Origin of the sequence: Leptospira sarikeiensis, assembly GCF_004769615.1 — a bacterium.
GTDB lineage: Bacteria > Spirochaetota > Leptospiria > Leptospirales > Leptospiraceae > Leptospira_B > Leptospira_B sarikeiensis.
This window is the reverse complement of the sequence record NZ_RQGF01000031.1, coordinates 27,220-49,343: the sequence shown is the minus strand read 5'-3', so window position 1 is coordinate 49,343 and position 22,124 is coordinate 27,220. Positions and strand designations below refer to the sequence as shown.

The following is a 22,124-nucleotide window of genomic DNA, read 5'->3' as shown; positions in this document are numbered from 1 at the left end:
CTCTGTGCGAAACAATTTCACTTTTCGGACAAAACCACTCTGCCTAAAATTTTTCCGGATGAAAGATCGTTTAATGCAAAATCTGCTTCTCGAAAATTCCGGATCTCCACCGGGACAGGGCGAATTTTGTTTTTAGATACCAGTTGTAGTAGTTCCTTCAGTTCGCTGGGAGAACCTGTATAACTTCCACGAATCGTCAAACTTCTTAAAGAAAGGATCGGAGTTGGGATCTTTAACTCCCCACCGAATAAGCCAACACTGATCAATTTTCCGTTCTTCTTTAAAAGTGAAAAACCCAAACTAGAAGTTGTGGTATTATTTACGAAATCGATTACTGAAGAAACACCTAAGGAACCGGAAACCTTTTTCACTTCTTCCGCAATATCCGAGCGAGATGAATTTACAGTGTAAAAACCTAGTTCTTTTAATTTTTCCAAACGAGATCCTTCCAAATCCAAAAAGATCACTTTTGCTTCCGTTAAAAACCCAACTAACTGAGAGGCAAACATCCCAAGACCGCCAGCCCCGATGATCACGAGAGAATCATTCTTTTTTAATGGGATTGCCTTTTTTAAAGCTCCGTAAGCGGTAAGGCCAGCACAAGCATAAGAACATGCATACTCAGGAGAAAGATCATAAATGTCTAAAAGCCATTTTGCATCCGGAACCAAAATACGATCCGAATATCCTCCATCTTGGTAGATCCCTAAGGATCTTGGAACAGAACAAAGTTGCGGATTTTCCAAATCACATTCTTCACAAGCACCGCAACCTATCCAAGGATACACTAATTTTACATCCCCTTCTTGGACGGAACTCACCTTAGAACCTTTTTTGATAATTTTTCCTACAACTTCATGGCCTGGGGTTAAAGGTAGTTTTACTCCTCTATCTTTTACAAAAAGTTTTTCGGTTCCTCCCATCTGGTAATATCCGTCCCTAAGATGAAGATCCGAATGGCAAACTCCACAGGAAATTACTTCCAATAAAACTTCATGATCATTCGGGGTAGGATCCGCCTTTTCTTCCCAACGAAGAGGTTGTCCGAACTCCACAAGTCTTGCACTTTTCATTCTTGGACCGCCGCTTCTTTTTGTTTTACAGAAAGTATCCGCCCCATTTCTTCAGAAATGATACGGATGCCCTCGTCCGGAGCTTTCAAAAGATTCACCTTCGTAAAAAAACCATGAGTGTATCCCTGGAATTCCTTGAACAAAACGGAAATCCCGGAGTTCTTTAGTTTTTCTGCATATAGTTTTCCGTCGTCACGTAACGGATCAATATTTGCCGTAAATATAATAGCCGGAGGAAGTCCTTCCCAATCCTTAAAATACAAGGGAGAAGCCTTCCAAGTAGATCTTGTATTTTGCTCGGGTAAATACTGAGAGATAAACCATTTCATATCCTTTTTGGTAAGTCCAGGTCCTAATTCGAATTCTTTATAAGCGTCCGTATTACATAGAGCTTGTGTGACCGGATAGATCAGGATTTGCAGATCAATTTTAGGACCTTCTTCTTTCGCTCTTTGAATGGTAGAAGCCGCTAAATTTCCTCCGGCGCTATCGCCTGCCACGATCAAAGGAAGATCTTTCCAAATCCCCTCTTTCTGGGAATCGATCCATAATGAGGCAGAATAAGAATCTTCTAAAGGAATTGGAAATGGGAACTCAGGTGCTAATCTATAATCCACCAAGGAAACTATACTGGATGTTCCTTCCGAAAGTTTTCTGGCAAAAGGATCAAAATCCCTCAATCTTCCTACAACCCAACCTCCTCCGTGAAAATATAGGATCTTGGATCTAGGTTTTGTTTTTGGAATATAATTTTTTATGCATATATTTCCGTTCAATACCGGAATAGAAACTTCGAATACTTCTTTTAGATCCGGCCCTGGGCCGAGCAGATCTCCGATCGCGGAATATCCGTCCCTTCTCTCTTGAACCGTTCCTTCCGTAAAACCTTTGAGTCCTTTGGAAACGATTAGGTTTGCGTATTCCAACATCTCCGGAGCAAAATCCATCCTCTTCTCCCTTTTAAATAATAAAGGAAGAAAAGAATAGTAGAGATCCGATGATTTGTCGTTCCAGATTATAGATCGGGATCGGAAAAAAGTAGATTAAAAGGAAGAACGATCGGCTTCCATATAATAATGGTTAGGCACAAGCCCTTTGGGTCCGGTAAAATTTCTCGCCTCTACGATTTCGAATCCTAATTTTTTATACAAACCGAATGCGTTCGGATTCTCTTGAGAGACATCCAAGGAAATTTTATCGTAAACAGGAAAAGAAGAGATCGCATGCCTCATCAATTTCTCCGCAATTCCTTGTCTTCTTTCTTTCTGAGAAACCGCGATATGCCCCAGATACAAACGACCTGATTTAGGAGGTTGGATCATCCCCTCCATACTTAAACCCCGGATCGCAACCTTTGGTGCTTTAAGTTTATAGATCTTAAAAATATTTCCTGCAGTTGCCGCATTTTGGAAGAAAAAATTCTCCGAACGAAATATAACGATACTTCCTACGACTTCACCTTGTTTTTCTGCAAGATAATGATTCTTATAACTAAAACTATTTTTGGTACCTTGGAAGGATTTGATCAGAAAATCTTGGGAAGAAATTTTTCCTTCGTTAAACACATAATCCCATGCGGCAGGCCCGGAACTATAGATCAGAGGAACAGTCGCAGCCGCATCTTCCGGTCTTGCTGGGCGAATGGATATATTCGAATTACTCATCTTCTGATAGCTTCGAATTTTAGGAAGAAAACGGGAAGTGAAATTTTTTGGTTCGCACGGAGAACACAGAGATCACGGAGAATAACACAACTCTGTGTCCTCAGTGAACTCTGTGCGAAAAACAGTAGCGACTTAGATCGCGGAGTTGAGTTCTTCTCTAAGGCGTTTTGCCTCTTCAAAATCAGGCTTCATCACGATCGCCTTATGCAGATACTGCAGGGATCTTTCCGGGCGATTCCAGATCTTGTAAAGTGTAGCCAGATTAAAAAGAGAAATATGAGGTGCGTCGTTCAAAGTGCAACGAAGTGATTTTTTGAGCCAAAAAACGGATTCTCTCTCTCTTCCCAAACGAAGAAGAAGTATCCCGATCTCGTTGCATGGATTTCCGTATTCAGGATTCACTTCTACGGAACGGTAAAAATAGTACAGACCTTTTTTCCAATTGCTTCTTTGGTTTTCGATCAGACCTAGAAAAAAATAGGTCTCGTGACTTTCAGAATCTTCCAAAGAGGATTTCAGCAGGAATTCCGAACGATCTAGATCGCCGGTCCTATAAAAAAATTTAGCTGCTTCAAGTTTGTCTTCAGGCGTCAGATTTTCCAATTATCTACCCGTTTTTATTTTAATTTTCGGACGCCACTTGAAATAGCTTAATTCCGTTTTCCGTGTAGGACTTCCTTCTTTACGTTTTCCGTTAAAAACTTGGAGATACTTTTGGCATCCAGGCCATACTCCGCGAAAATTTCCTTTCTCTCCCCGTGATGGATCGTCTCGGAAGGGAAAGCAAAAGTTTTGACGAACTTACCCAGATATTCAGGAGAGATACGATTTAGAAGATAGCCTGAAGCTCCCCCGTCTAAATAACTCTCATCCAAAATTGCAAAATGACGAACATGAGAAAGTTCCTCGTCCAAAGCCTCTTTACCCAGAGGTCTTAGCCAAACCAGATCGATCAAACTGACCGAATAACCTTCTTGTTCCAAAAGAGAAGCCGCCTTTTTCGCTTCTTCCAACATAGAACCAATGGAAAGAAGTGCGATGTCCGCCCCTCTTTGTAACACTCTAAAAGTCCCAGGTTTTAGATCCTTATTTGCAGAAAAATCCAGACCGGAAAGTTCCACACTCGCCTTAGGAAAACGGATCGCTATCGGAGACTTATCATAATGCTCCATATACTTAAGAGAATCTACTAAGTCCTGGCCGGAAGAAGGAACGAATACGTCCATATTCGGTAAGGAAAGAAGATAACTCAGATCGAATAGTCCCTGGTGAGTTTCTCCGTCCGGACCAACACAACCTGCACGATCTATCACGAACCGGACAGGAAGATTCATAAGAGAAACATCTTCTACAAGTTGGTCCATTCCTCGAGTCAAGAATGTGGAATAAATACACATATAAGGGATCACGTCCCCGTTGGTCATAGCACCCGCGAAAGCTACAGAATGTTGTTCTGCGATCCCAACATCATACACATGATCCGGGAATCTGGAAACGTATTCACCTAACCCGGAACCTTCTATCATTGCAGGAGTTACTGCAGCGATCCTTGGGTTCTTTTCAGTCAGATCCGAAAGAACCTTACCCACGATCTTAGAATAGGAAATTTTAGAAGAATCCCCTGAATCCATAGCACCGTCTTCCTTACGGAAAGGGGTCACACCGTGATATTTGATCGGATCTTTTTCCGCAGGAACGTATCCTTTTCCTTTTTGAGTGATCACATGAAAAAGAACAGGCCCCTTCATGGTCTTGATCTTACGAAGCATTTTAACAAGACGGATCACATCATGTCCATCTTCCGGGCCTATATATCCGAAACCTAAGTCCTCAAAAAGTCCGCCTGGAGTAAAAACGTCTTTAAAACCTTTTTCCACTCTTCTGAAAAAACTTTCCATGGCAGGTCCGATAATCGGGATCCATTTTAAGAAAGTATAAAATACTCTTTTCCAGTTGAGATAGAAATGGGAACTGATGATATTATTCAGATAATTGGAAATAGAACCTACGTTTTTGGAGATCGACATATAATTGTCGTTCAGGATCACGAGTAGATCTTTCTTCAAATGTCCCGCGTGGTTCATCGCTTCTAAAGCCATTCCGGTAGCAATGGATGCGTCACCTATAATCGCAGTAACAGCGTATTCTTTTCCGGTAAGATCTCTTGCTACTGCTTCTCCCAAAGCCTGGGAGATAGAAGTCCCTGCGTGACCCGTATTGTATAGATCGTAGACGGATTCTTCCCTTTTAGGAAATCCGGAAAGTCCTTTGAATTTACGGACTGTAGAAAGTTTTTCTTTTCTTCCGGTTAGGATCTTATGAGGATATGTTTGATGTCCCACATCCCAGATCAGTCTATCTTTAGGAGTATCAAAAACATAATGTAAAGCCACAGTAAGCTCTACAACGCCTAGATTACTTGCGAAATGTCCCCCAATTCCTGAGAGAGTATCGATGATATAATTTCGGATCTCGGAACAGAGTTTAGGCAGTTCCTCGAGAGGCAATTTTCTGAGATCCGCCGGTAAGCGGATCCCGTTCAATAACGAATCTTCCTGTTGCATGCATTCCGTCTTTGACGGTCATCGGGACTGCTCTACTGAATGCAAAGGTCTCCTCAGAAGTTTTAGGTCTTCTTCGTTCACTAAGTCGATCAGTTCATAGATCCTGACAGGTTTAGTTTTACCCTTTACCTTAACAAGATCCAGTTCTCTGGCAATTATGCGGTCCTTGACCTTTTCGTATGTATATTCCGAAATAATAATATTTGTGGCATATTCCTTGTTGGATCCTTCCAGACGAGATCCCAGGTTAATGGTATCTCCCATACAAGTATAGTCCATCCGGTGAGAACTTCCCATATTCCCCACGACAGCCGGTCCGGAATTTAATCCAATACCAATGTCCATCACAGGAAGATCCCTTGCTTTCCATTCTTCCTTCAGAACTGCGAGTCTTCTCATCTGAGCGAGAGATGCCGCGCAGGCATAGTAAGCATGGTCTTCTAGAGGAACCGGAGCCCCCCAGAAAGCCATAATCGCATCCCCCATGTATTTATCAATCGTTCCCTTGAACTCGATAATGATCTCCGTCATTTCCGAGAGATACTGATTCAAAAACTGTACCAGTTCTTCCGGCCCCATTTTTTCGGACATGGTCGTAAATCCGCGAATATCCGAGAAGAAAATGGTGATGTCCTTTTTAGAACCCCCCAAATTCAGGTTTTCAGGATTTTTGAGAAGTTCGTCCACGACGTCTTTGGAAACGAATTTGGAGAATGTGGTCCTGATATATTTTACGTTCTCTTCTTCCGTTAGGATCTTATAGACGATGATACCTACGAAAATGAAGAACTGTTCTATCACTACGGACGGGAACACATGAACGATATTAAATTCTGAGAAATCGTAAAGTGTAAGAACACTGTAAACCAGGGCAATCCCGATGATGAATAAGAATCCCCAGGAAGTTTTCATTCTTGGTAGGATCAATCCTACGATAAACGCCATGGCGAAGAAGATCAAAAAATTCCCTGCAAGAGGCATGTCCCAAAGGAAATCTTGGTTTAGGATCGTATTAATTGCGTGAGCGTGGTGTTCGATCCCGGACATATCTCCGAATGGAGACAAGTGAGTATCTTTTGCGGCCCCTCTTCCTGTTGCGTAGAACATCGCTACAAGGAAGATATTATTATTTACCTGAGTTGCGGTGTCGTTGTCCCAACCTTCTGAAACTTCGAAAAACTCGGTAGTATTATAAGAATATAATCCGCCTGGGAAATTGATCTCCATCTGGCCATACTCGTCGATTGGGATGATGATCTCCCTTTTCTCATTCGGCCGAGCCATAATATCTTCTGTGACCATTTTTAAGGTCTTACGATCGAAATAGCTGATGGTTTTTTCAGGAATATTTTTGATCTTAACATATTCCCCCATCACTACTTCTACGTCTTTTTTGATATCTACCCCGTAGTAATTCGCTGCGATCACCAGGTCGATAGAAGGATAATACTCGTCTTCTCTACCCGGGCCTGATCCTAAAATTTTGGCAATGATCGGCATTTTACGGTTCAGACCGGTTTCATCTTTTTTAATATTCGCAAAACCTAATCCGGAAGATTTTTCTCCGATCGGTTCGATAGGAGCCTGAGGGAATTTAAGCCAAGAAAGCCCTTTTTCTTCGTCCTTTACATTCTCCAACTTAAACTTGCGAAGAATTTCAGTTCTCTTGTCCAAATTGATGATCGTACTCTTGGATTCCAAACTGGTTTCCATCGGATAGTCGAACATTACCCTTGGATTTCCGGCGACTGCCTTGGACATCTCTTCCGTTTGGCCAGGCTTATAATCCAGGAAGAACACGTCGAACATGAGGTGGTTAGTGGAAGAAGCGAACTTATCTATTATTTTTGCGTAATATTTCCAAGGAAGAGGCCAAACTCCTCCGAGTTGATCCAAAGTTTTTGTGGTGATCCCGATGATATTGATGTCCCTTCTTGCTTTTTCAGGGGGTTTCAATTGGATCTGCTCCAGATCTCCTTTGTCGGATTCCTTCTCTACTCTTGCATCCGTTTGGTTCCTAAGAACATTAAATCTCCAAGAGATCGAATTTTCCTCCAATTCGGAAACAGGAGTAAATGCGACATACAGATCGAACCAAACGAGCGAGATGATAATCGCAAGCCAGAGACTTCCTACCAACTGAGGTGACTTAGCAAGTTTAGTGATCGTTTTATAGAAGAAGTAGGAAGAAGAATATAATAGAAGTGCGCCTAATAATAATAGCTGAAGAGAATATTCTGCTTCGGAAAAAAACGCGTAATAAAAGTGGGCCAGGATCCCAAGGCTTGTGGTCACCCCGAAAATAATATCCAATGCGGTAAATTTCAGGGCTGGTTTGGACTCGCTCATTCTTTCCTCCGATCCGGAAGATTCTCCTTCCGGGGACGGTTTCGTCAATTTTCTTCCCGGATTTAGGAAAGAAAATATCGATTAGAAAGATGAAACCTTGGATCTATTCCTCGACCTTTTGGCATTGTTCGCACGGAGAACACCGAGATCACAGAGGTTATTTCAATTGTTTTCAAACTCCGTGTGCTCTGTGAACTCTGTGAGAAACTTCCTATTTTAGGAATTTTTCCCTCTCAAAGAGCCGGAAATGGATAGAGCATATTCTTCCAATTTTTTTCTGCAGGCATTTGGATCGGAACCGTTCTCCTCTATGATCCTTTGTACTGCGGAACCTATAATGATGCCGTCAGCATACGCGGAGATCTCTTTTGCCTGGTCCGGGGCGGAAATCCCAAAACCTGCACTTACAGGAAGAGAGATGATCGACTTTGTCAATTTAATCCTTTCTTCCAAATCGTTGGAGACCGCTTTCCTTTCTCCAGTCACTCCATAAGAAGTTACGTAGTAGATAAAACCGGAAGCAAAATCTCGGATCCCTTTCATCCGATTTACAGGAGTCGCTGGAGTCACAAGGTGAATGAGATCGATCCCTCTTCTTTTTAAGGATTTGAAAAGTTCGTCAGTCTCCGGGGTATCGTACGGAAGATCCGGAATGATCATCCCTTGGATCCCAGCAATTTTTGCCTTCTCCGCAAACTTCTCAAAACCGTAACTATAGATCGGATTAAAATACGTTAGATACACTAGAGGAATATGAGGATGCAAAGAATGGATCTTTTCAGTGGTTTCCAAAATTGTATCCATGGAAAACGGATTTGCTAAAGATCTTTTGAATGCCTTTTGGATCACAGGTCCGTCTGCAACGGGGTCCGAAAATGGAATTCCAAGTTCTAAAATATCCGCTCCACCTTTAATAAGAGCATCCGCCCAATCCACACATAGATCGTAATTCGGATCTCCTAAAGAAATATAGGGAATGAATGCGCTTTTAGAATCTGAAAAAACGCTCTTGATTGCGCTCAAATCAAATCTCCTTGAGAAAGACCAACAAGTCTTGCTACTTCCGCCACGTCCTTATCTCCTCTTCCGGAAAGACAGATTAGAATATCTTTTTTCTTTCCTAGATCTTTTGCGAGATCCTTGGCGAATCGAAATGCATGAGCAGTTTCTAATGCAGGAATAATTCCTTCTACCCTACATACTTCCATAAAAGCATCCAAGGCTCCCTGGTCGGAAACGGTTTCGTATTTTACTCTTCCTGAAGAATGTAGAAATGCATGCTCTGGTCCGACACCCGGATAATCTAATCCTGCAGAAACGGAATGCGCAGGAACTACTTGGCCACCATCATCTTGGATCACCAAAGTTTTAGTTCCATGTAAGAAACCTGTTTTACCATAAAGCATGGTTGCAGAATGTTCCCCAGGAGTAGAACCTCTTCCCCCAGCTTCCACACCGTACAGTTTTACTTTTTTATCGTTTAAGAATCCGTAAAACATTCCCATTGCGTTTGAGCCGCCGCCTACACATGCGACTACAGCGTCCGGAAGTTTATCAGTCTCTTTTTTGAACTGTTTTTTGGACTCTTCTCCCACAACTTTCTGGAAATCACGAACGATTGTAGGAAATGGATGAGGTCCGATAACTGAACCCACGATATAATGTGTATTAGAGACATTTAATGCCCAATCTCTCATTGCTTCCGAGGTCGCGTCTTTTAAAGTCGCAGTCCCGGAAGAAACTCCGATCACTTTCGCTCCGAGCATTTGCATACGGATCGCGTTCAGCTTTTGGCGACGAAGATCCTCTTCTCCCATGAAAATCGCAGTCTCGAATTCGAATAACGCTCCCACAGTTGCTGTCGCTACACCGTGCTGACCTGCGCCGGTTTCTGCGATGATCCTACGTTTTCCCATCGCCTTTGCGATTAAAGCCTGACCGATCGTATTATTGATCTTATGAGCGCCAGTATGGTTCAGGTCTTCTCTTTTCAGCCAAATTTTTGCGCCACCCCAGGCCTTTGTGAGTTTTTCTGCATAGGTAATCGGAGAAGGTCTTCCTATATAATTTTTTCTATAAAACTCCAAGTCCTTTTGGAACTTCTTGTCTTTGCGAAGTTTATTATAGGTGTCTTCCAGTTCTATCAATGCTTCGGTCAAAATTTCAGGGGAATATCTTCCTCCAAAATCTCCAAAGTATCCTTCTTTTTCAGTGAAGCTGCGTTCTTTAGCCATGACAGTTTTTGAAGGGTTAATCTCCCAACAACTCCTGGTATAATTCCTGACGAAGGTTTTCTACCCTCGTATTCAAATCGTCGAAATCGGTGAATGTAAAAGTCTCATCCTTATTGTATTTACGATTATAAATGGAGACTTCTCCAGATTCGAAAAACTTTTTACCCACAGTGATCCGGATCGGAAAACCGATCAGCTCAGAATCTTTAAACTTGAATCCAGGTCCAAGATCTCTTTCATCCCAGAAAACTTCGAAACCTTCGTTCTTTAAGTTTTCATAAAATTCAAGAGCTTTGGCTTCCTGTTCTTCACCCTTTGCTATCGTAACAAGAGAGATCTCGAAAGGTGCAATACTGATCGGCCAATAGATCCCGTTCTCATCATTACATTGCTCGATCACAGTCGCCATGGTCCGGTTTACACCGATCCCATAACAACCCATGGTCAAAGTTTTTGCCTTACCCTGTTGATCCAAAACTTGGATCTGGAAGGACTTAGTATATTTATCACCAAGCTTGAAGATATGACCTACTTCGATCCCCTTCTCTGCTTTTAAGTCTTTTGCACAGTTAGGGCAAGGATCTCCTTCTCTTGCGAGAGCAACATCCGCAGTCTCATATTCAACCTTGATCTCGGAAGAAGGAACATATCCTTGGATATGGAAATCTTCTTTTCCTCCACCTACGATATAAGCTCCATCTTTTTGGATAGAAGAGTCTAAAATTACTTTAAAGCCTTCTTTCACATCGGAAGGCCCGATAAATCCGGGAACTAAATTATTATTCTTTAATTCTGCTTCCGGGATTAGATCCAGATCGGACCATTTTAGATAAGACTTGAGTTTATGCTCGTTCAACTCTAAGTCACCACGCAGGAAAACGACTAACTTTTCTTTTCCATTTTGGAAAGCAACCGCCTTGATCGTATCCTGAGGCCGAACATTTAAGAAAGAAGAAACATCTTCGATGGATTTTTTGCCTGGAGTCGCAACTTCCTTTTTATCCTTAGGTCCATTAGGAGAATCTTCCGCTTTCGCGATAAAAGGGGTTTTTTCGCTATTTGAACTATAATTACAGGAAGCACAAAGAAGAAGTGTCTCTTCTCCGATCGGAGAAACAACCATAAATTCTTCCGAAGCCGAGCCACCCATTGTTCCGGAATCCGCTTGAACTGGGATCGTTTTCAAACCGCAACGTTGAAAAATTTTACGGTAAGCGGTTCTCATATCCTGGTAAGTCGCATCCAAAGATGTTTCGTCCAAATGATAAGAATATGCATCTTTCATAATGAACTCTCTAGAACGGATCACTCCGAATCTAGGACGGATCTCATCTCTGAACTTAGTATGGATCTGGTATACGTTGATCGGAAGATCCTTATAGGATTTTAGAAGAGGTTTTACTAAATAAGAAAAAGATTCCTCATGAGTGGGACCGAGTGCATACCATTGGTCGTGGCGATCTTTGACTCTCATCATTTCCGGCCCCATTACGCTCCATCTTCCGGACTGTTCCCAAAACTCGGAAGGGGTCATGATTGGAAGTTCGAATTCCAAAGCTCCGGTTGCATCCATTTCTTCTCGGACGATATTCTCTATTTTTTTAAGGACCTTTAGCCCTAATGGTAGGAAGAAATAAAAACCTGATCCGGATTTTCGGACTAGCCCTGCCCGGATCATTAATCTATGGGAAGCGACTACCGCGTCCGAAGGATTTTCTTTTTCAGTGGGTACTAAATATTTAGATGCTCTCATGACTCTCGATTATCGTAAGAAATCGTGGTAAGTCACATAGAGGCCCAAGGATAGAAGGAAGAAGAATCCCAATCTCAAAATCTGTTCTTGAACAGCCATCGGCAGCGGCCTACCGGCGATCGCCTCGTATGTGAAAAAAACGATATGTCCACCGTCGGCCACAGGAATCGGAAGTAAATTCATTATCATTAAGGCGATCGAAATAAATGCTACGAACTGAAAATAGGAATAAAAACCGTCTTCCAAAAACATTACAGACGCTTTCGCTAATCCAACCGGACCGGAAACGCTGTCTTTCACTTTGATCCTTCCTGAAAAGATCATCCCGAGACCTCTCAGGTTATCCGAGATCATTTTTCCTACGTCTTTACCGGATTGGATAAATGCTTCTCCAAAGGAAAGTTTACGATCCATACTTTCCTCTTTCACATGCATTGCCGCAGCGAAGCCTAAAAGCCCGATTTTATAATGCCCGATCTCCGCTTCCCAAACATCCCCTTTAACTTCCAGACGGACCCGTTTGCCAACTTTCGATTCGATTTCTTTCTGGAATTCCTTAGGATCAAGAAAGGATTTCCCATCCATTTTTAGATTCATCAATCTTAGTTTAAATTTAGGATCATGACTTTCTAAACTTTCAGAGTATTCGGCTATTTCGGGATATTTTAGATCTTTGATATTTTTCAGCTCTACGACGTAAGCAGGAATAGCGGTCATTTCAACTTCGGCATTCTCTCTTGTCCAAGGATTCAAGAGAGGGTAAGTTTTACGATCCACCAAGATTTTTACTTTTTCATTCTCGAATTTTCCCAATGTCCTGATCAATTCTTCTCGAGAATGTATTTCTATTCCGTTTATAGAAAGAATACGGTCCCCATCATTCAAATAATCCAAAGCCCTGGATTCTCTATACTCCTGGGCAGCCTTGATCTCATTTAAGGCCATAGCTTCTGGAGTTATCTTTGACTCGATAGCAGCAATTCTTTCTCTTTCCTTTCTATATTTCTCTGCTTCTCCGTCAGGATCTAAAACGGAAATTTTTTTAGAGAACCAATGCTTTAGCTGTGCGGAATATTCGAAAGTAGCCTCTACATGTCTTTCGCCCGCGAAGGAGAATCCAATCCCTGGATCGGAAAAATGGAACTCTAACTCCTTTCCTTCTCGTTCAACTTTCAGTCGAATATCATTTCCTTTTGCAAGGCCTAATTCAGATAATAACTCATATTTAGATTCAGTCTTTATCCCGTTGACTGATACAATTTTGTCCCCACTCCTGAGACCGGTCTGATATCCTGGCGCACTATTTAGAGAAGGATCTATATAAATTTTAGTTCCTGTAGGAGAATAGCCGACTGCATACAATCCGAAGATGATAAAAAATCCAAGGATCAAATTGAATAATGGCCCGCCAAAAACCGGGATCATTCTTTTTAAAGGAGGAGTGGATAAAAATTCTCCCTTCTCTCCTTTTAAGGCACCGCTCTCATCTCCTTTGAAAAGAACATAACCGCCTAAAGGAATTCCCGTGACCTGAAATGTAGTCTCACCGATCTTTTTCTTCCAGATCCCTTTTCCATATCCAATGGAGAAGATCCTGGCTTTAACTCCTACGACCCAACCCATGATGAGATGACCCAACTCATGGATAAAAATACAAAGGGCCAGCATGAAAACGATTCCTAATATATCCGCTAACATATATGCACTACCTTATCTTTTGAGAAATGGATGGCAAATTCTCTTGCCTTTCTATCCGCTTCTTCGTAACCTTCCAGATCCGTCGGGAATGTATTCTGGATCTTTTCCAAAACATTCCGTATGAGAGAAGGTATCTCGGTAAAAAGAATTTTACCTTGTAAGAATAAATCCACTGCCACTTCATTCGCGGCATTAAAAACGGAAGGAGCAGTTCCTCCCGCTCTTCCTGCCTCGTACGCGAGGCTTAATCCTGGATATCTTTCCAGGTCCGGTTCCAAAAATTCCAGAGTTCCCCAAGAAGTTGCAGGATGAGATCTTAAAACCTTAGGAACTATTTTAGGATAATATAATGAATGTGCTACGGGGAAGATCATATCCGGATAAGAAGCGTAAACAAAACTCGCTCCGTCCTTTGTTTCCACAAGACCGTGGGCCACACTTTGAGGATGGATCACTACCCCGATCTTGTCGTAGGAAAATCCGAAAAGAAAATGAGCCTCGATTACCTCGAGTCCCTTGTTGATCATTCCTGCAGAATCGATCGTGATCTTTGGCCCCATATTCCAGGTAGGATGTTTTAAGGCCTGCTCAATCGTTACTTTGGGAAGATCTTCTACTGGAAGTTTACGAAATGGTCCGCCGGAAGCAGTAAGGACGATCCTCTCTAAGGAATCCTTCTTCATATTCTCCAATAATTGGAAAAGTGCATTATGTTCTGAGTCCACAGGGACCAAAGACGATTTAGAATTTTCTAATAAAGATCTGATATAAGGCCCGCAACTGACCAAGGTTTCCTTGTTCGCGATACCTATCTTTTTACCTGCACGGATTGCAGCTACCGTAGGACGGATCCCGCTTGCACCGACTACTGCTGTAACAACGGTTTCCGTATCTGAAACCTGAACGATCTCTTCTAACGCCTTGGTTCCATAGAATACTTTTGTATTTCCGATCTTATTTCCAAGGACTGTTTTATCCGCAGACTCAGAGCTGATACAAAGAACTTCCGGCTGGAATTCCTTCGCTATCTGTTCCGCCTTTTGCAGGTTTGAATGTACGCTAAAAGAAGTGAGTTTAAATTCTTCCGGAAAGGAGCGGAGTATTTTGAGAGTAGACTCTCCTACCGATCCGGAGGCACCTAATATGCAGACGCCTCTTTTCATAATATTACTTAGACCGGAAATCCCAGGGCGCTCTTGATCTGAAGATAAAAATAGAGAATAGGAACTGTTAAAAGTAATGCGTCTGCCCGATCCAAGATACCGCCATGCCCAGGGATCAGATTCCCAGAATCTTTTACCTTCGCATCCCGTTTCATTGCAGATTCCAATAAATCTCCGATAACCCCGACCAAAGATAAAATTAAGGAAACTAAAAATACTTCTGCACCGGTAACGAGAGGAGTCACTCCGGTACTTCTTTCCCATAGAATATTCAGAACAAATACTGAAATGATCGCGACGATGATCCCGGAAACATAACCTTCCCAGGTTTTTTTAGGAGAGATCGCAAGGCCCGCAGGATTTCTTCCGAACCAACGTCCTCCGAAATATCCTCCTACATCCGTTAAGAAAGTAGCTACCGATACTAGGAATACATAATAGATCCCTTCGTTCATTCCCAAAAGAAGAAGAAGATGTCCGAGTGGAATAGAAGCATATACTACTCCTAGAACCGTGGAGCTTACCGAAAAGATCGCTCCATCCAAAGGTCTTCTTAAGATCTGAAGAACAAAACTAAAAAGGAAAAGTAATATGAATGCGAATGTTACTGCATCAAAAGCCGGAACGAACAGTTTGAAATGAGTTTGGAAGAAGATCGGAGGTTCGAATTTGTTCTGAGAGGCTACGAACCTAAAATAATAAATGAGTAAAATTACTATAAAGAAGAAGATCCCGGTCCCTTTGAATGGTCTTCCGTCCTGGCCTCGATCCGAAAGTCTATAAAACTCCGTGAGTCCGATCACTCCTGCTACAAGAAGGATCCCCAAAGTTTGTAGATAATAAAAATCCCTGTAAAAGATCATGAACAGGTAGAACGCCACAAGTACTGCTGCGGAAAGGATCCTTTTTGGTGTTTCACCCATTCTCTAAACCTCCGAATTTTCGGGTCCTTCTTCCGAACCAACTAAGAGCTTCTTTCAGATCCTTATCCCCGAAATCGGGCCAAAGAGTATCCGTAAAAAAAAGTTCCGCATAGGCAGATTGCCATAGAAGGAAATTGGATAATCTCCTCTCCCCCGCAGTTCTGATCAATAAATCTACCGACGGAAGAGGATACGTATACAAATATTTTTCAAGTTCTTTGCCAGATACCGCTTTTTGGGGAGAGACCGATTTCCGTTTTCTCTCTTCCATTAATTTGGAAAAGGCTGTTAAAATCTCTTCCTGGGACCCGTAATTTAAACAAAAGTTCACGGTTAATTTTTTGTTTTTACGGGTTAGATCCGCGGCGCGATCGATTTTAGATAAAACCAAAGAGCTTAGCTTCTTTCTTGAACCTGAATGTAATATTCTGATCCCTCTGGATTGGATCTTATCTAAACGAGAATCTATGAATTCCACAAGTAGATTGAAAATGGATCTGATCTCCGTGACCGGTCGTTTCCAATTTTCTGTGGAGAACGCGTATAATGAAATGTATTCTAAACCTAATGCTAGACTGGAATCCATCAGACGATCAATTGCGTCTGCTCCGGCTCTATGACCCTCTGATCTGGAAAGTCCTTTGGATGTGGCCCATCTTCCATTCCCGTCCATGATAACGGCAATATGACGGGGGTTTTCTTTTTTGGAAGAAGCCAAGCTTAAACCGTAGTGATTTCCTTCTCTTTCTCAGCGGTAACTGCGGATATTTTATCTATATAAGAATCCGTAATTTTTTGCACCTGATCTTGCAGAGTTTTTAATTCGTCTTGGGAAATTCCCTCGGAATGTTTTTTAAGATCTTCCATCGCATCCCTACGAATATTACGGACAGCGACCTTCTTTTCTTCCGATTTGGATTTTACTACTTTTGCCAGTTCTTTACGTCTTTCCCCGGTGAGTTCAGGAATGATGATACGGATCACTACCCCGTCGTTCGTAGGTTGTAGACCTAGGCCGGAGGCTTGGATCGCCTTTTCTATATCCTTCATGATCCCCTTATCATAAGGAGAAACTACGAGAAGTCTAGGTTCCGGAGCGGAGATATTCCCTAATTGGTTGATCGGCGTAGGAGCTCCGTAATAATCCACACGAAGGTCTTCGATCAAAGCAGGATTTGCTCTTCCAGTGCGGACTCCCGCGAAATCTTTTTTGAGAAGTTCCACGGTCTTGTCCATTTTGGATTTCATTGCGTTGATTACTTCTTCATTCGCCATCGATCCGAATATCCTCCGAATTGGAAATCAGGGTCCCGATCTTTTTGTCTCCGAGAACCAAATCTTTTAAATTGCCCCGCTTAAAAATGTCAAATACGATTATTGACATATTGTTTTCCATGCAAAGGCTGAGGGCAGTAGAATCCATGACTTTTAGTCTACGTTTAATGGATTCCATAAAGGAAATATGAGTATATCTTTTAGCGTTCGGTTCCTTTTTAGGGTCCGCGTCGTAAACCCCGTCCACCTTAGTGGCCTTTAGGATCACTTCGCATCCTACTTCTACCGCTCTTAAACTTGCTGCAGTATCCGTAGTAAAATAAGGGTTACCGATCCCACCTGCAAAGATCACGATCCTTTTCTTTTCCAAGTGACGGACCGCTCTTCTGCGAATATAACTTTCTGCGATGGAATGAATATCGATTGCTGATTGAACTCTTGTGTAGAGTCCTTTTTTTTCGCAGGCATCTTGTAGAGCCAATGCGTTTTGAATGGTAGCAAGCATACCCATATAATCTGCGGTAGCTTGGTCCATTCCGACTTTGGCGAGATTTGCTCCTCGGATCAGGTTCCCCCCTCCGACGACTAAAGCGATCTCTACTCCTAAAGAATGGACCTCTTTGATCTCTTCGGCGAGAGAATGGGCCTTATTACTATCGATCCCAAACTCGCCCTCTCCGGCAAGAGCCTCGCCGGAGAGTTTAATCAAGATTCGCTTGTACTTAGAAGTTTCCTGAGACAAGGTTTACGCGCCGCCTACCTGGAAACGAGCAAAACGAGCTACGATGATATTTTCACCGAATTTCGAGATAGCTTCCTTAACCAGATCGTCAACGGTCTTAGTATTATCCTTGATGAAGGCTTGGTTCAAAAGGCATACTTCGGAGTAATACTTTTTGATTTTTCCCGGAATGATCTTTTCGATCTGCTCCGGTTTTTTACCTTCTTCTTTTAATTGAGCCTCGAGAACCTTAGTTTCGCGCTCGATATCCGCTGCAGGAACTTGTTCTTCGCTTACGTATAAAGGAGCCATAGCTGCAATTTGCAGACAGATCTCTTTTCCGAGAGCTTCGAAAGCCTCGTTACGTGCAACGAAGTCAGTCTCAGAGTTGAGCTCGAGTAGAACTCCGATCTTTCCGTCTCCGTGAATATAGGAAATATTTCTTCCTTCTTTGGTCACGCGTCCTGCTTTTTTAGAAGCCTTAGCGATCCCTTTTTCACGCAACCAATCTGCGGATTTGTCTAGATCGTTATTATTCTCTGTAAGAGCTTTTTTACAATCCATCAATCCCGCACCGGTGCGGTCTCTTAATTCCTTAATAAGGTCGGTAGTAGATGCTGACATGATCTTCCCTCTTACTCGCCTTTATCGATTTCAATTGCAGCAGGAGCTTCTGGAGTTACAGCTGGTGCTGGAGCCGGAGCGTCTTCTTTTTTAGAAGCGACTGGATCCTCGTCCATAATGAACTTACCGCTTTCGTCGTACTCACCTTGGTATTCAAGAGCAAGAGCTTCTGAATCCAGATCTTCGCTGAAGCGAGGTTGTTCAACAACTCCACCTGTTCCTTCGATCACCGCGTTAGACATGGTCTCGAGGAATAAGGAGATCGCGCGGATCGCATCATCGTTACCTGGGATCGGATAATCGATCAACTCAGGATCACAGTTTGTATCCACAACCGCAAAAATTTTCAGACCAAGTTTACGAGCTTCTTTAACTGCGATCTCTTCTTTCTTAGGATCGATCACGAAAAGAACTTCAGGAATGCTGGTCATGTCTTTGATCCCGCCTAAAGTTTTGCGGAGTTTGTCCAACTCTCTGCGAAGAGATAAAACTTCTTTTTTGGTTTTTACTTCTTTTTCAAAAGTATTATCTGTTTCCATTCCCTCTAGTTTTTTCAAACGAGCGATGGATTTTTTTACAGTATTCCAGTTGGTTAAAAGTCCGCCCGGCCAGCGGTTATTGATGAAGAACATGCTGCAACGTAATGCTTCTCTTTCGATCGCACCTCTCGCTTGCTTCTTTGTTCCTACGAATAGGACTTTTTTTCCTTCGGAAGTAACCTTCTTCAATGCGTCGTAAGCTTCTTTCGCTTTTTGAACGGTTTTTTGAAGGTCGATGATATGGATCCCGTTTCTTGCAGTGAAGACATAGGGAGCCATTTTCGGATTCCATTTTCTTGTCTGGTGGCCGAAGTGTACTCCGGTCTCCAGTAAATTCTTCATGGAAATTACTGACATGAGTTGTTTACCCCTTTTTTAGTACGAAGAACAATGTCGCCACAAGTCCGATAAGACTTGCAGGGGTAACTTGTGCTTCGACTTTAATTACGTAAAGTTCTAGCCGAACCGGTTCTTGTAAGAGGTAGACGGAGAGGATATGGACCCCAAAAACGTTGTCGATAATGACTCCGACTACGGCTCCGGCCAAGGTTCCTAAGAAGATGGCTAATGCGATTTTGGCCGCTTTTCCGCCGTCCATAGGTCGTTTCGGGCTAGCAGATACCAATTTTCCAGGTTGGACCTAAGGGTCAATCCTTATTAGGAAGGATCATTTCGCAGTTCCCTTCGAAGATCACTCCGTCTGCGATCTGCAGCTTTGCAGTTTTGATATTTCCGTTTACTTTCCCGCTCGGAAGCATTTCCAACCTCTGGGTAGCGATCACATTTCCTGTAATCTCTCCTCCCACGATAACTGTTCCTGCTTTGATATTGGCCCGGACCTTAGCTCCCTCGCTCACAAGAAGAAACCCTTCAGATTCGATCTCTCCCTGGAATTCCCCGGAGATTTCCAAAGGTTTTTTGAAGTTTAGAATGCCTGAAAAATGGGTTTCCTTCCCTAAAACTGTGGCGATTGTCCCGAATTCGGTAATAGTGCGACTTGGTTTGGATGCAGTAGCGGTTTTTTTTGACATGATACCAGATTATTTCGTTTTCATCTCGAAAACCCCATCCCAATCTTCTGGAGGAGGATTCGCGATAAATGCTTCGCAGCGTCCTATATATTTTTTAGAAGGTCCGTCGTTCGGAGTGATCTCGACAGCCTTTTTGAACAGTTCCCAAGCCTCTTTGAACTTTCGATTCTTGTACAAGGCAAGCCCTTCGTCGTACAATTTCAGAGTTTGTTTGAAAGATTCGGTAACCATCTGCTCACTCCTTGTAGAGAACGACTACTGCGGTGGAATAATTCTCCGCATGACTAATGGATACGGAAACTCCGCTATAGCCTTTCTCGAGGAACAATTCTTTCGATTTTCCGTGAAGTACCAATTCTTTTTTTCCGAAATCTTTCCCGAAAAGTTCGATTTCTCTCATATCTAAGATGACTTTATCTCCGGGTTCAATGGCTTTGATGAAGGCTTCCTTCACACAAAACCTTCCGCTTAGGTGAGGAACAGGATCTTTTCTTCCAGAACAATACGCGATCTCAGTCTCGGAAAAAACTCGTTTCAGAAATCTTTCTCCGTGTTTATCGAGTAAGTCTCTGATCCTGGAATTTTCTACGATATCATTCCCGATGGTGATCTTCATTCTTCCTCTGGCTCCGGCAGAGGTTCTTCGGAATTCGGATCAGAACTTCCATCTCCACCATCGTCGGAACCGGTCCCTCCCTGCCCTATATCCGGGCGGACCCTGTATAGGATGGAGATACGGTCCGGGAAAACACCTTGGATCTCAACCGACTTTAAGGTTTTATTATCTTTTTCTAATCGAACCTTCGCCATAACGGGCTTATTATCCGGTAGGATCTTTTTAGTCTTAGGATCGTATTTATTAGCGCACACAACTCTTGCAGAAAGACCTTTGATGATCTGTATACTTCTAAGAGGTGTTTTGGATTGAAGTTTTACTGAAACTTCCTGTTCCGAAAACTCAGCCTCTAGATTTTTATCCAGGCTATCACATTTGACCGGAACTCCTAGGACAATACTTTCTCCAGGAGTGGAAGAATCCGCGACAATATTTACGGTTACGGAAACTTCTTTAATATTATCTCTATATCTCAAACCTGTAGGAAGATCGGGGACCTTAAACTTCTGAGTAAATGTTTTGGTTTTATCTTTTAAAGAAATTTGAGGAAGACTTACTCTTCCTAATTTATCAAATTCCGAAGGATTTCCTACAACCACAAGACTTGCTGGAGAAACGAAATGAGAGGATTTGATATAATCCTTAGGAGGATCCCCTTGGAATTTCGGATCGAAGACTAAAGTCCTACTAATATTGGATTCTACAATGATCTTGACCTTATCTTTTCCAGGAATTTTAGAAATTCGTAATCCCGGCATGGTCCCACCAAAGCGCACTACATTCACTATATTCTCTCCGGGATGAAGATCCGTAGGAGAAATATACGCCTTTAAGGATGGAGTGTAGAAGTTTACGTAATCTCTTACACCTTCCACTTTCACCGGGAATGTAGTATCAGAACCCTTGCCGATTACAAGGCCACCGCTGAGTTTAGGATATTCTATCTTGATATTCACTTCTCTTACGAGAATTTTCGAATTTTGTAAATTGATATAGAAGAGTGTGGCAAGAAGGATAGAGCCTAATTTTGCCTGCCAGTTATTTAGAAGGGCCTTAATCATTCGACTCCCCTGTCTCTTCTAACTCAGTTTTTTTATCACCAGGATGATTCGGTCCCACCTTCTTTTCGTGAAGGATTGTGTTTAAAAGATTTTTTAATTCGATCGGTTTTACCGGATGGATCATTTCTCCGTCGTGACAGACCGAGATCTCGCCGGTCTCTTCCGAAGTAACAACGATCACCGCATCGGATTCTTCCGCGATCCCGAGAGCCGCCCTATGTCTTGCACCCATACGAGCATCGTCCAGGTTTTGGGCCATAGGCAAGAATGCGCCCGCACAAGCGATACGGTTCTGTTCTATGATCACTGCTCCATCATGTAGCGCTGTATTCTTTTTGAAAATTGTAAGAAGAAGGCTCGTGGAAAGGATCGCATCCAGCTGGACCGCCTGCTCCGCGATATCTTTTAAACTATGCTCTCGCACGATCGCGATCAAAGATCCGGTTTTGTTTTTAGCCATGATCTTAGATGCTTCTACGATCTCATCTAAGTCCGTTGCGGTCTTTAAAAGGAATGGGCGGAAGAGTCTAAGCCTTGCCATATCTCCGGTGATCTTACGAAGCTCAGGCTGAAGCAATACGATGATCGCAAACACGAGTGCTGGACGGATATTATCTATGATCCAATCCAAAAGTTCAAAGTTCAGAGTTTGGGCAAAGATCCCAAGCACCCAAATAAGTCCGATCCCTAAGAGTAGCTGGACACCTCTTGTTCTACGGATCGTGGAGTAGAATTGATAGATTAAAAAACTAACGATCAGTATATCCAGGATCATCACGATCCCGAACTTATCACTTTGGAATAAACTGATGTTCTTTAAAAAATCCATCCTAAAA

Annotated in this window: 23 protein-coding genes; all 23 read right to left on the bottom strand. The window is 42.6% G+C overall.

Annotated elements, in window-relative coordinates; translation table 11 throughout:
* Positions 1 to 17 precede the first annotated feature (17 nt).
* The gene (locus EHQ64_RS16465) at positions 18 to 1,073 is read right to left on the bottom strand and encodes an alcohol dehydrogenase (protein WP_135650898.1); all 1,056 of its coding nucleotides are present in this window, start codon (positions 1,071 to 1,073) and stop codon (positions 18 to 20) included.
* Complete coding sequence (locus tag EHQ64_RS16460; RefSeq protein WP_135650897.1) at positions 1,070 to 2,020, bottom strand: alpha/beta hydrolase; 951 nt, start codon at positions 2,018 to 2,020, stop codon at positions 1,070 to 1,072. Before EHQ64_RS16460 ends, EHQ64_RS16465 begins: the two co-directional genes overlap by 4 nt.
* A 96-nt stretch (positions 2,021 to 2,116) precedes the next feature.
* Positions 2,117 to 2,737 carry a GNAT family N-acetyltransferase gene (locus tag EHQ64_RS16455; RefSeq protein ID WP_135650896.1) on the bottom strand — a complete coding sequence of 207 codons (621 nt, stop codon included), beginning with the start codon at positions 2,735 to 2,737 and terminating at the stop codon, positions 2,117 to 2,119.
* Between the two features lie 132 nt (positions 2,738 to 2,869).
* Entirely contained in the window at positions 2,870 to 3,340 is a 471-nt protein-coding gene (locus EHQ64_RS16450; RefSeq protein WP_135650895.1) for a tetratricopeptide repeat protein, read from the bottom strand.
* Between the two features lie 47 nt (positions 3,341 to 3,387).
* Positions 3,388 to 5,301, bottom strand: coding sequence for a 1-deoxy-D-xylulose-5-phosphate synthase (gene dxs / locus EHQ64_RS16445; RefSeq protein ID WP_135650894.1), 1,914 nt, complete (start codon positions 5,299 to 5,301; stop codon positions 3,388 to 3,390).
* An 18-nt stretch (positions 5,302 to 5,319) separates the two neighbouring features.
* Positions 5,320 to 7,650 (bottom strand): adenylate/guanylate cyclase domain-containing protein, encoded by a 2,331-nt coding sequence (locus tag EHQ64_RS16440; RefSeq protein WP_135650893.1) that lies wholly within the window; start codon positions 7,648 to 7,650, stop codon positions 5,320 to 5,322.
* Between the two features lie 216 nt (positions 7,651 to 7,866).
* Positions 7,867 to 8,673 (bottom strand): tryptophan synthase subunit alpha, encoded by an 807-nt coding sequence (gene trpA, locus EHQ64_RS16435; protein ID WP_135650892.1) that lies wholly within the window; start codon positions 8,671 to 8,673, stop codon positions 7,867 to 7,869.
* A complete protein-coding gene (gene trpB, locus EHQ64_RS16430; protein WP_135650891.1) occupies positions 8,670 to 9,884 on the bottom strand; it encodes a tryptophan synthase subunit beta in 1,215 nt (404 codons plus the stop codon). Before trpB ends, trpA begins: the two co-directional genes overlap by 4 nt.
* 16 nt (positions 9,885 to 9,900) lie before the next feature.
* Complete coding sequence (locus EHQ64_RS16425) at positions 9,901 to 11,637, bottom strand: proline--tRNA ligase (protein ID WP_135650890.1); 1,737 nt, start codon at positions 11,635 to 11,637, stop codon at positions 9,901 to 9,903.
* A gap of 9 nt (positions 11,638 to 11,646) precedes the next feature.
* On the bottom strand, positions 11,647 to 13,335 hold the full coding sequence (locus EHQ64_RS16420; RefSeq protein WP_135650889.1) for a site-2 protease family protein: 1,689 nt from the start codon (positions 13,333 to 13,335) through the stop codon (positions 11,647 to 11,649).
* Positions 13,329 to 14,498, bottom strand: coding sequence for a 1-deoxy-D-xylulose-5-phosphate reductoisomerase (gene dxr, locus EHQ64_RS16415; protein WP_135650888.1), 1,170 nt, complete (start codon positions 14,496 to 14,498; stop codon positions 13,329 to 13,331). Before dxr ends, EHQ64_RS16420 begins: the two co-directional genes overlap by 7 nt.
* 8 nt (positions 14,499 to 14,506) lie before the next feature.
* The gene (locus EHQ64_RS16410) at positions 14,507 to 15,421 is read right to left on the bottom strand and encodes a phosphatidate cytidylyltransferase (RefSeq protein ID WP_135650887.1); all 915 of its coding nucleotides are present in this window, start codon (positions 15,419 to 15,421) and stop codon (positions 14,507 to 14,509) included.
* Positions 15,414 to 16,139 (bottom strand): isoprenyl transferase, encoded by a 726-nt coding sequence (locus EHQ64_RS16405; protein ID WP_135650886.1) that lies wholly within the window; start codon positions 16,137 to 16,139, stop codon positions 15,414 to 15,416. The genes EHQ64_RS16410 and EHQ64_RS16405 overlap by 8 nt, the downstream gene beginning before the upstream one ends.
* Positions 16,140 to 16,141: 2 nt before the next feature.
* Positions 16,142 to 16,696 carry a ribosome recycling factor gene (gene frr / locus EHQ64_RS16400; protein WP_135650885.1) on the bottom strand — a complete coding sequence of 185 codons (555 nt, stop codon included), beginning with the start codon at positions 16,694 to 16,696 and terminating at the stop codon, positions 16,142 to 16,144.
* Entirely contained in the window at positions 16,686 to 17,438 is a 753-nt protein-coding gene (pyrH, locus tag EHQ64_RS16395) for a UMP kinase (protein WP_135650884.1), read from the bottom strand. Before pyrH ends, frr begins: the two co-directional genes overlap by 11 nt.
* Before the next feature lie 3 nt (positions 17,439 to 17,441).
* Positions 17,442 to 18,041: a translation elongation factor Ts gene (tsf, locus tag EHQ64_RS16390; RefSeq protein ID WP_135650883.1), complete on the bottom strand. Its 600-nt coding sequence runs from the start codon at positions 18,039 to 18,041 to the stop codon at positions 17,442 to 17,444.
* 11 nt (positions 18,042 to 18,052) lie between these two features.
* Positions 18,053 to 18,937 carry a 30S ribosomal protein S2 gene (rpsB, locus tag EHQ64_RS16385; RefSeq protein WP_135650882.1) on the bottom strand — a complete coding sequence of 295 codons (885 nt, stop codon included), beginning with the start codon at positions 18,935 to 18,937 and terminating at the stop codon, positions 18,053 to 18,055.
* 7 nt (positions 18,938 to 18,944) lie between these two features.
* Positions 18,945 to 19,205, bottom strand: a complete 261-nt coding sequence (locus EHQ64_RS16380) for a hypothetical protein (protein WP_210410878.1) — start codon at positions 19,203 to 19,205, stop codon at positions 18,945 to 18,947.
* A 22-nt stretch (positions 19,206 to 19,227) separates the two neighbouring features.
* Entirely contained in the window at positions 19,228 to 19,611 is a 384-nt protein-coding gene (locus tag EHQ64_RS16375; RefSeq protein ID WP_135650880.1) for a bactofilin family protein, read from the bottom strand.
* A gap of 9 nt (positions 19,612 to 19,620) precedes the next feature.
* A complete protein-coding gene (locus tag EHQ64_RS16370) occupies positions 19,621 to 19,842 on the bottom strand; it encodes a tetratricopeptide repeat protein (protein ID WP_008592471.1) in 222 nt (73 codons plus the stop codon).
* Positions 19,843 to 19,846: 4 nt separating this feature from the next.
* The gene (gene acpS / locus EHQ64_RS16365; protein ID WP_086446726.1) at positions 19,847 to 20,227 is read right to left on the bottom strand and encodes a holo-ACP synthase; all 381 of its coding nucleotides are present in this window, start codon (positions 20,225 to 20,227) and stop codon (positions 19,847 to 19,849) included.
* Entirely contained in the window at positions 20,224 to 21,288 is a 1,065-nt protein-coding gene (locus EHQ64_RS16360; protein ID WP_135650879.1) for a YbbR-like domain-containing protein, read from the bottom strand. Before EHQ64_RS16360 ends, acpS begins: the two co-directional genes overlap by 4 nt.
* The gene (gene cdaA, locus EHQ64_RS16355; protein ID WP_135650878.1) at positions 21,281 to 22,117 is read right to left on the bottom strand and encodes a diadenylate cyclase CdaA; all 837 of its coding nucleotides are present in this window, start codon (positions 22,115 to 22,117) and stop codon (positions 21,281 to 21,283) included. The genes EHQ64_RS16360 and cdaA overlap by 8 nt, the downstream gene beginning before the upstream one ends.
* Between the last annotated feature and the right edge of the window lie 7 nt (positions 22,118 to 22,124).

Excerpts from the sequence above, each read along its gene's own strand:
- tsf (WP_135650883.1), bottom strand. The coding sequence starts at position 18,041 with ATGTCAGCATCTACTACCGACCTTATTAAGGAATTAAGAGACCGCACC.
- EHQ64_RS16410 (WP_135650887.1), bottom strand. The coding sequence starts at position 15,421 with ATGGGTGAAACACCAAAAAGGATCCTTTCCGCAGCAGTACTTGTGGCG.
- dxr (WP_135650888.1), bottom strand. The coding sequence starts at position 14,498 with ATGAAAAGAGGCGTCTGCATATTAGGTGCCTCCGGATCGGTAGGAGAG.
- EHQ64_RS16465 (WP_135650898.1), bottom strand. The coding sequence starts at position 1,073 with ATGAAAAGTGCAAGACTTGTGGAGTTCGGACAACCTCTTCGTTGGGAA.
- EHQ64_RS16455 (WP_135650896.1), bottom strand. The coding sequence starts at position 2,737 with ATGAGTAATTCGAATATATCCATTCGCCCAGCAAGACCGGAAGATGCG.
- trpB (WP_135650891.1), bottom strand. The coding sequence starts at position 9,884 with ATGGCTAAAGAACGCAGCTTCACTGAAAAAGAAGGATACTTTGGAGAT.
- EHQ64_RS16360 (WP_135650879.1), bottom strand. The coding sequence starts at position 21,288 with ATGATTAAGGCCCTTCTAAATAACTGGCAGGCAAAATTAGGCTCTATC.
- acpS (WP_086446726.1), bottom strand. The coding sequence starts at position 20,227 with ATGAAGATCACCATCGGGAATGATATCGTAGAAAATTCCAGGATCAGA.
- frr (WP_135650885.1), bottom strand. The coding sequence starts at position 16,696 with ATGGCGAATGAAGAAGTAATCAACGCAATGAAATCCAAAATGGACAAG.
- EHQ64_RS16440 (WP_135650893.1), bottom strand. The coding sequence starts at position 7,650 with ATGAGCGAGTCCAAACCAGCCCTGAAATTTACCGCATTGGATATTATT.
- EHQ64_RS16375 (WP_135650880.1), bottom strand. The coding sequence starts at position 19,611 with ATGTCAAAAAAAACCGCTACTGCATCCAAACCAAGTCGCACTATTACC.
- EHQ64_RS16425 (WP_135650890.1), bottom strand. The coding sequence starts at position 11,637 with ATGAGAGCATCTAAATATTTAGTACCCACTGAAAAAGAAAATCCTTCG.
- EHQ64_RS16460 (WP_135650897.1), bottom strand. The coding sequence starts at position 2,020 with ATGGATTTTGCTCCGGAGATGTTGGAATACGCAAACCTAATCGTTTCC.
- cdaA (WP_135650878.1), bottom strand. The coding sequence starts at position 22,117 with ATGGATTTTTTAAAGAACATCAGTTTATTCCAAAGTGATAAGTTCGGG.
- EHQ64_RS16370 (WP_008592471.1), bottom strand. The coding sequence starts at position 19,842 with ATGGTTACCGAATCTTTCAAACAAACTCTGAAATTGTACGACGAAGGG.
- rpsB (WP_135650882.1), bottom strand. The coding sequence starts at position 18,937 with ATGTCAGTAATTTCCATGAAGAATTTACTGGAGACCGGAGTACACTTC.
- EHQ64_RS16420 (WP_135650889.1), bottom strand. The coding sequence starts at position 13,335 with ATGTTAGCGGATATATTAGGAATCGTTTTCATGCTGGCCCTTTGTATT.
- dxs (WP_135650894.1), bottom strand. The coding sequence starts at position 5,301 with ATGCAACAGGAAGATTCGTTATTGAACGGGATCCGCTTACCGGCGGAT.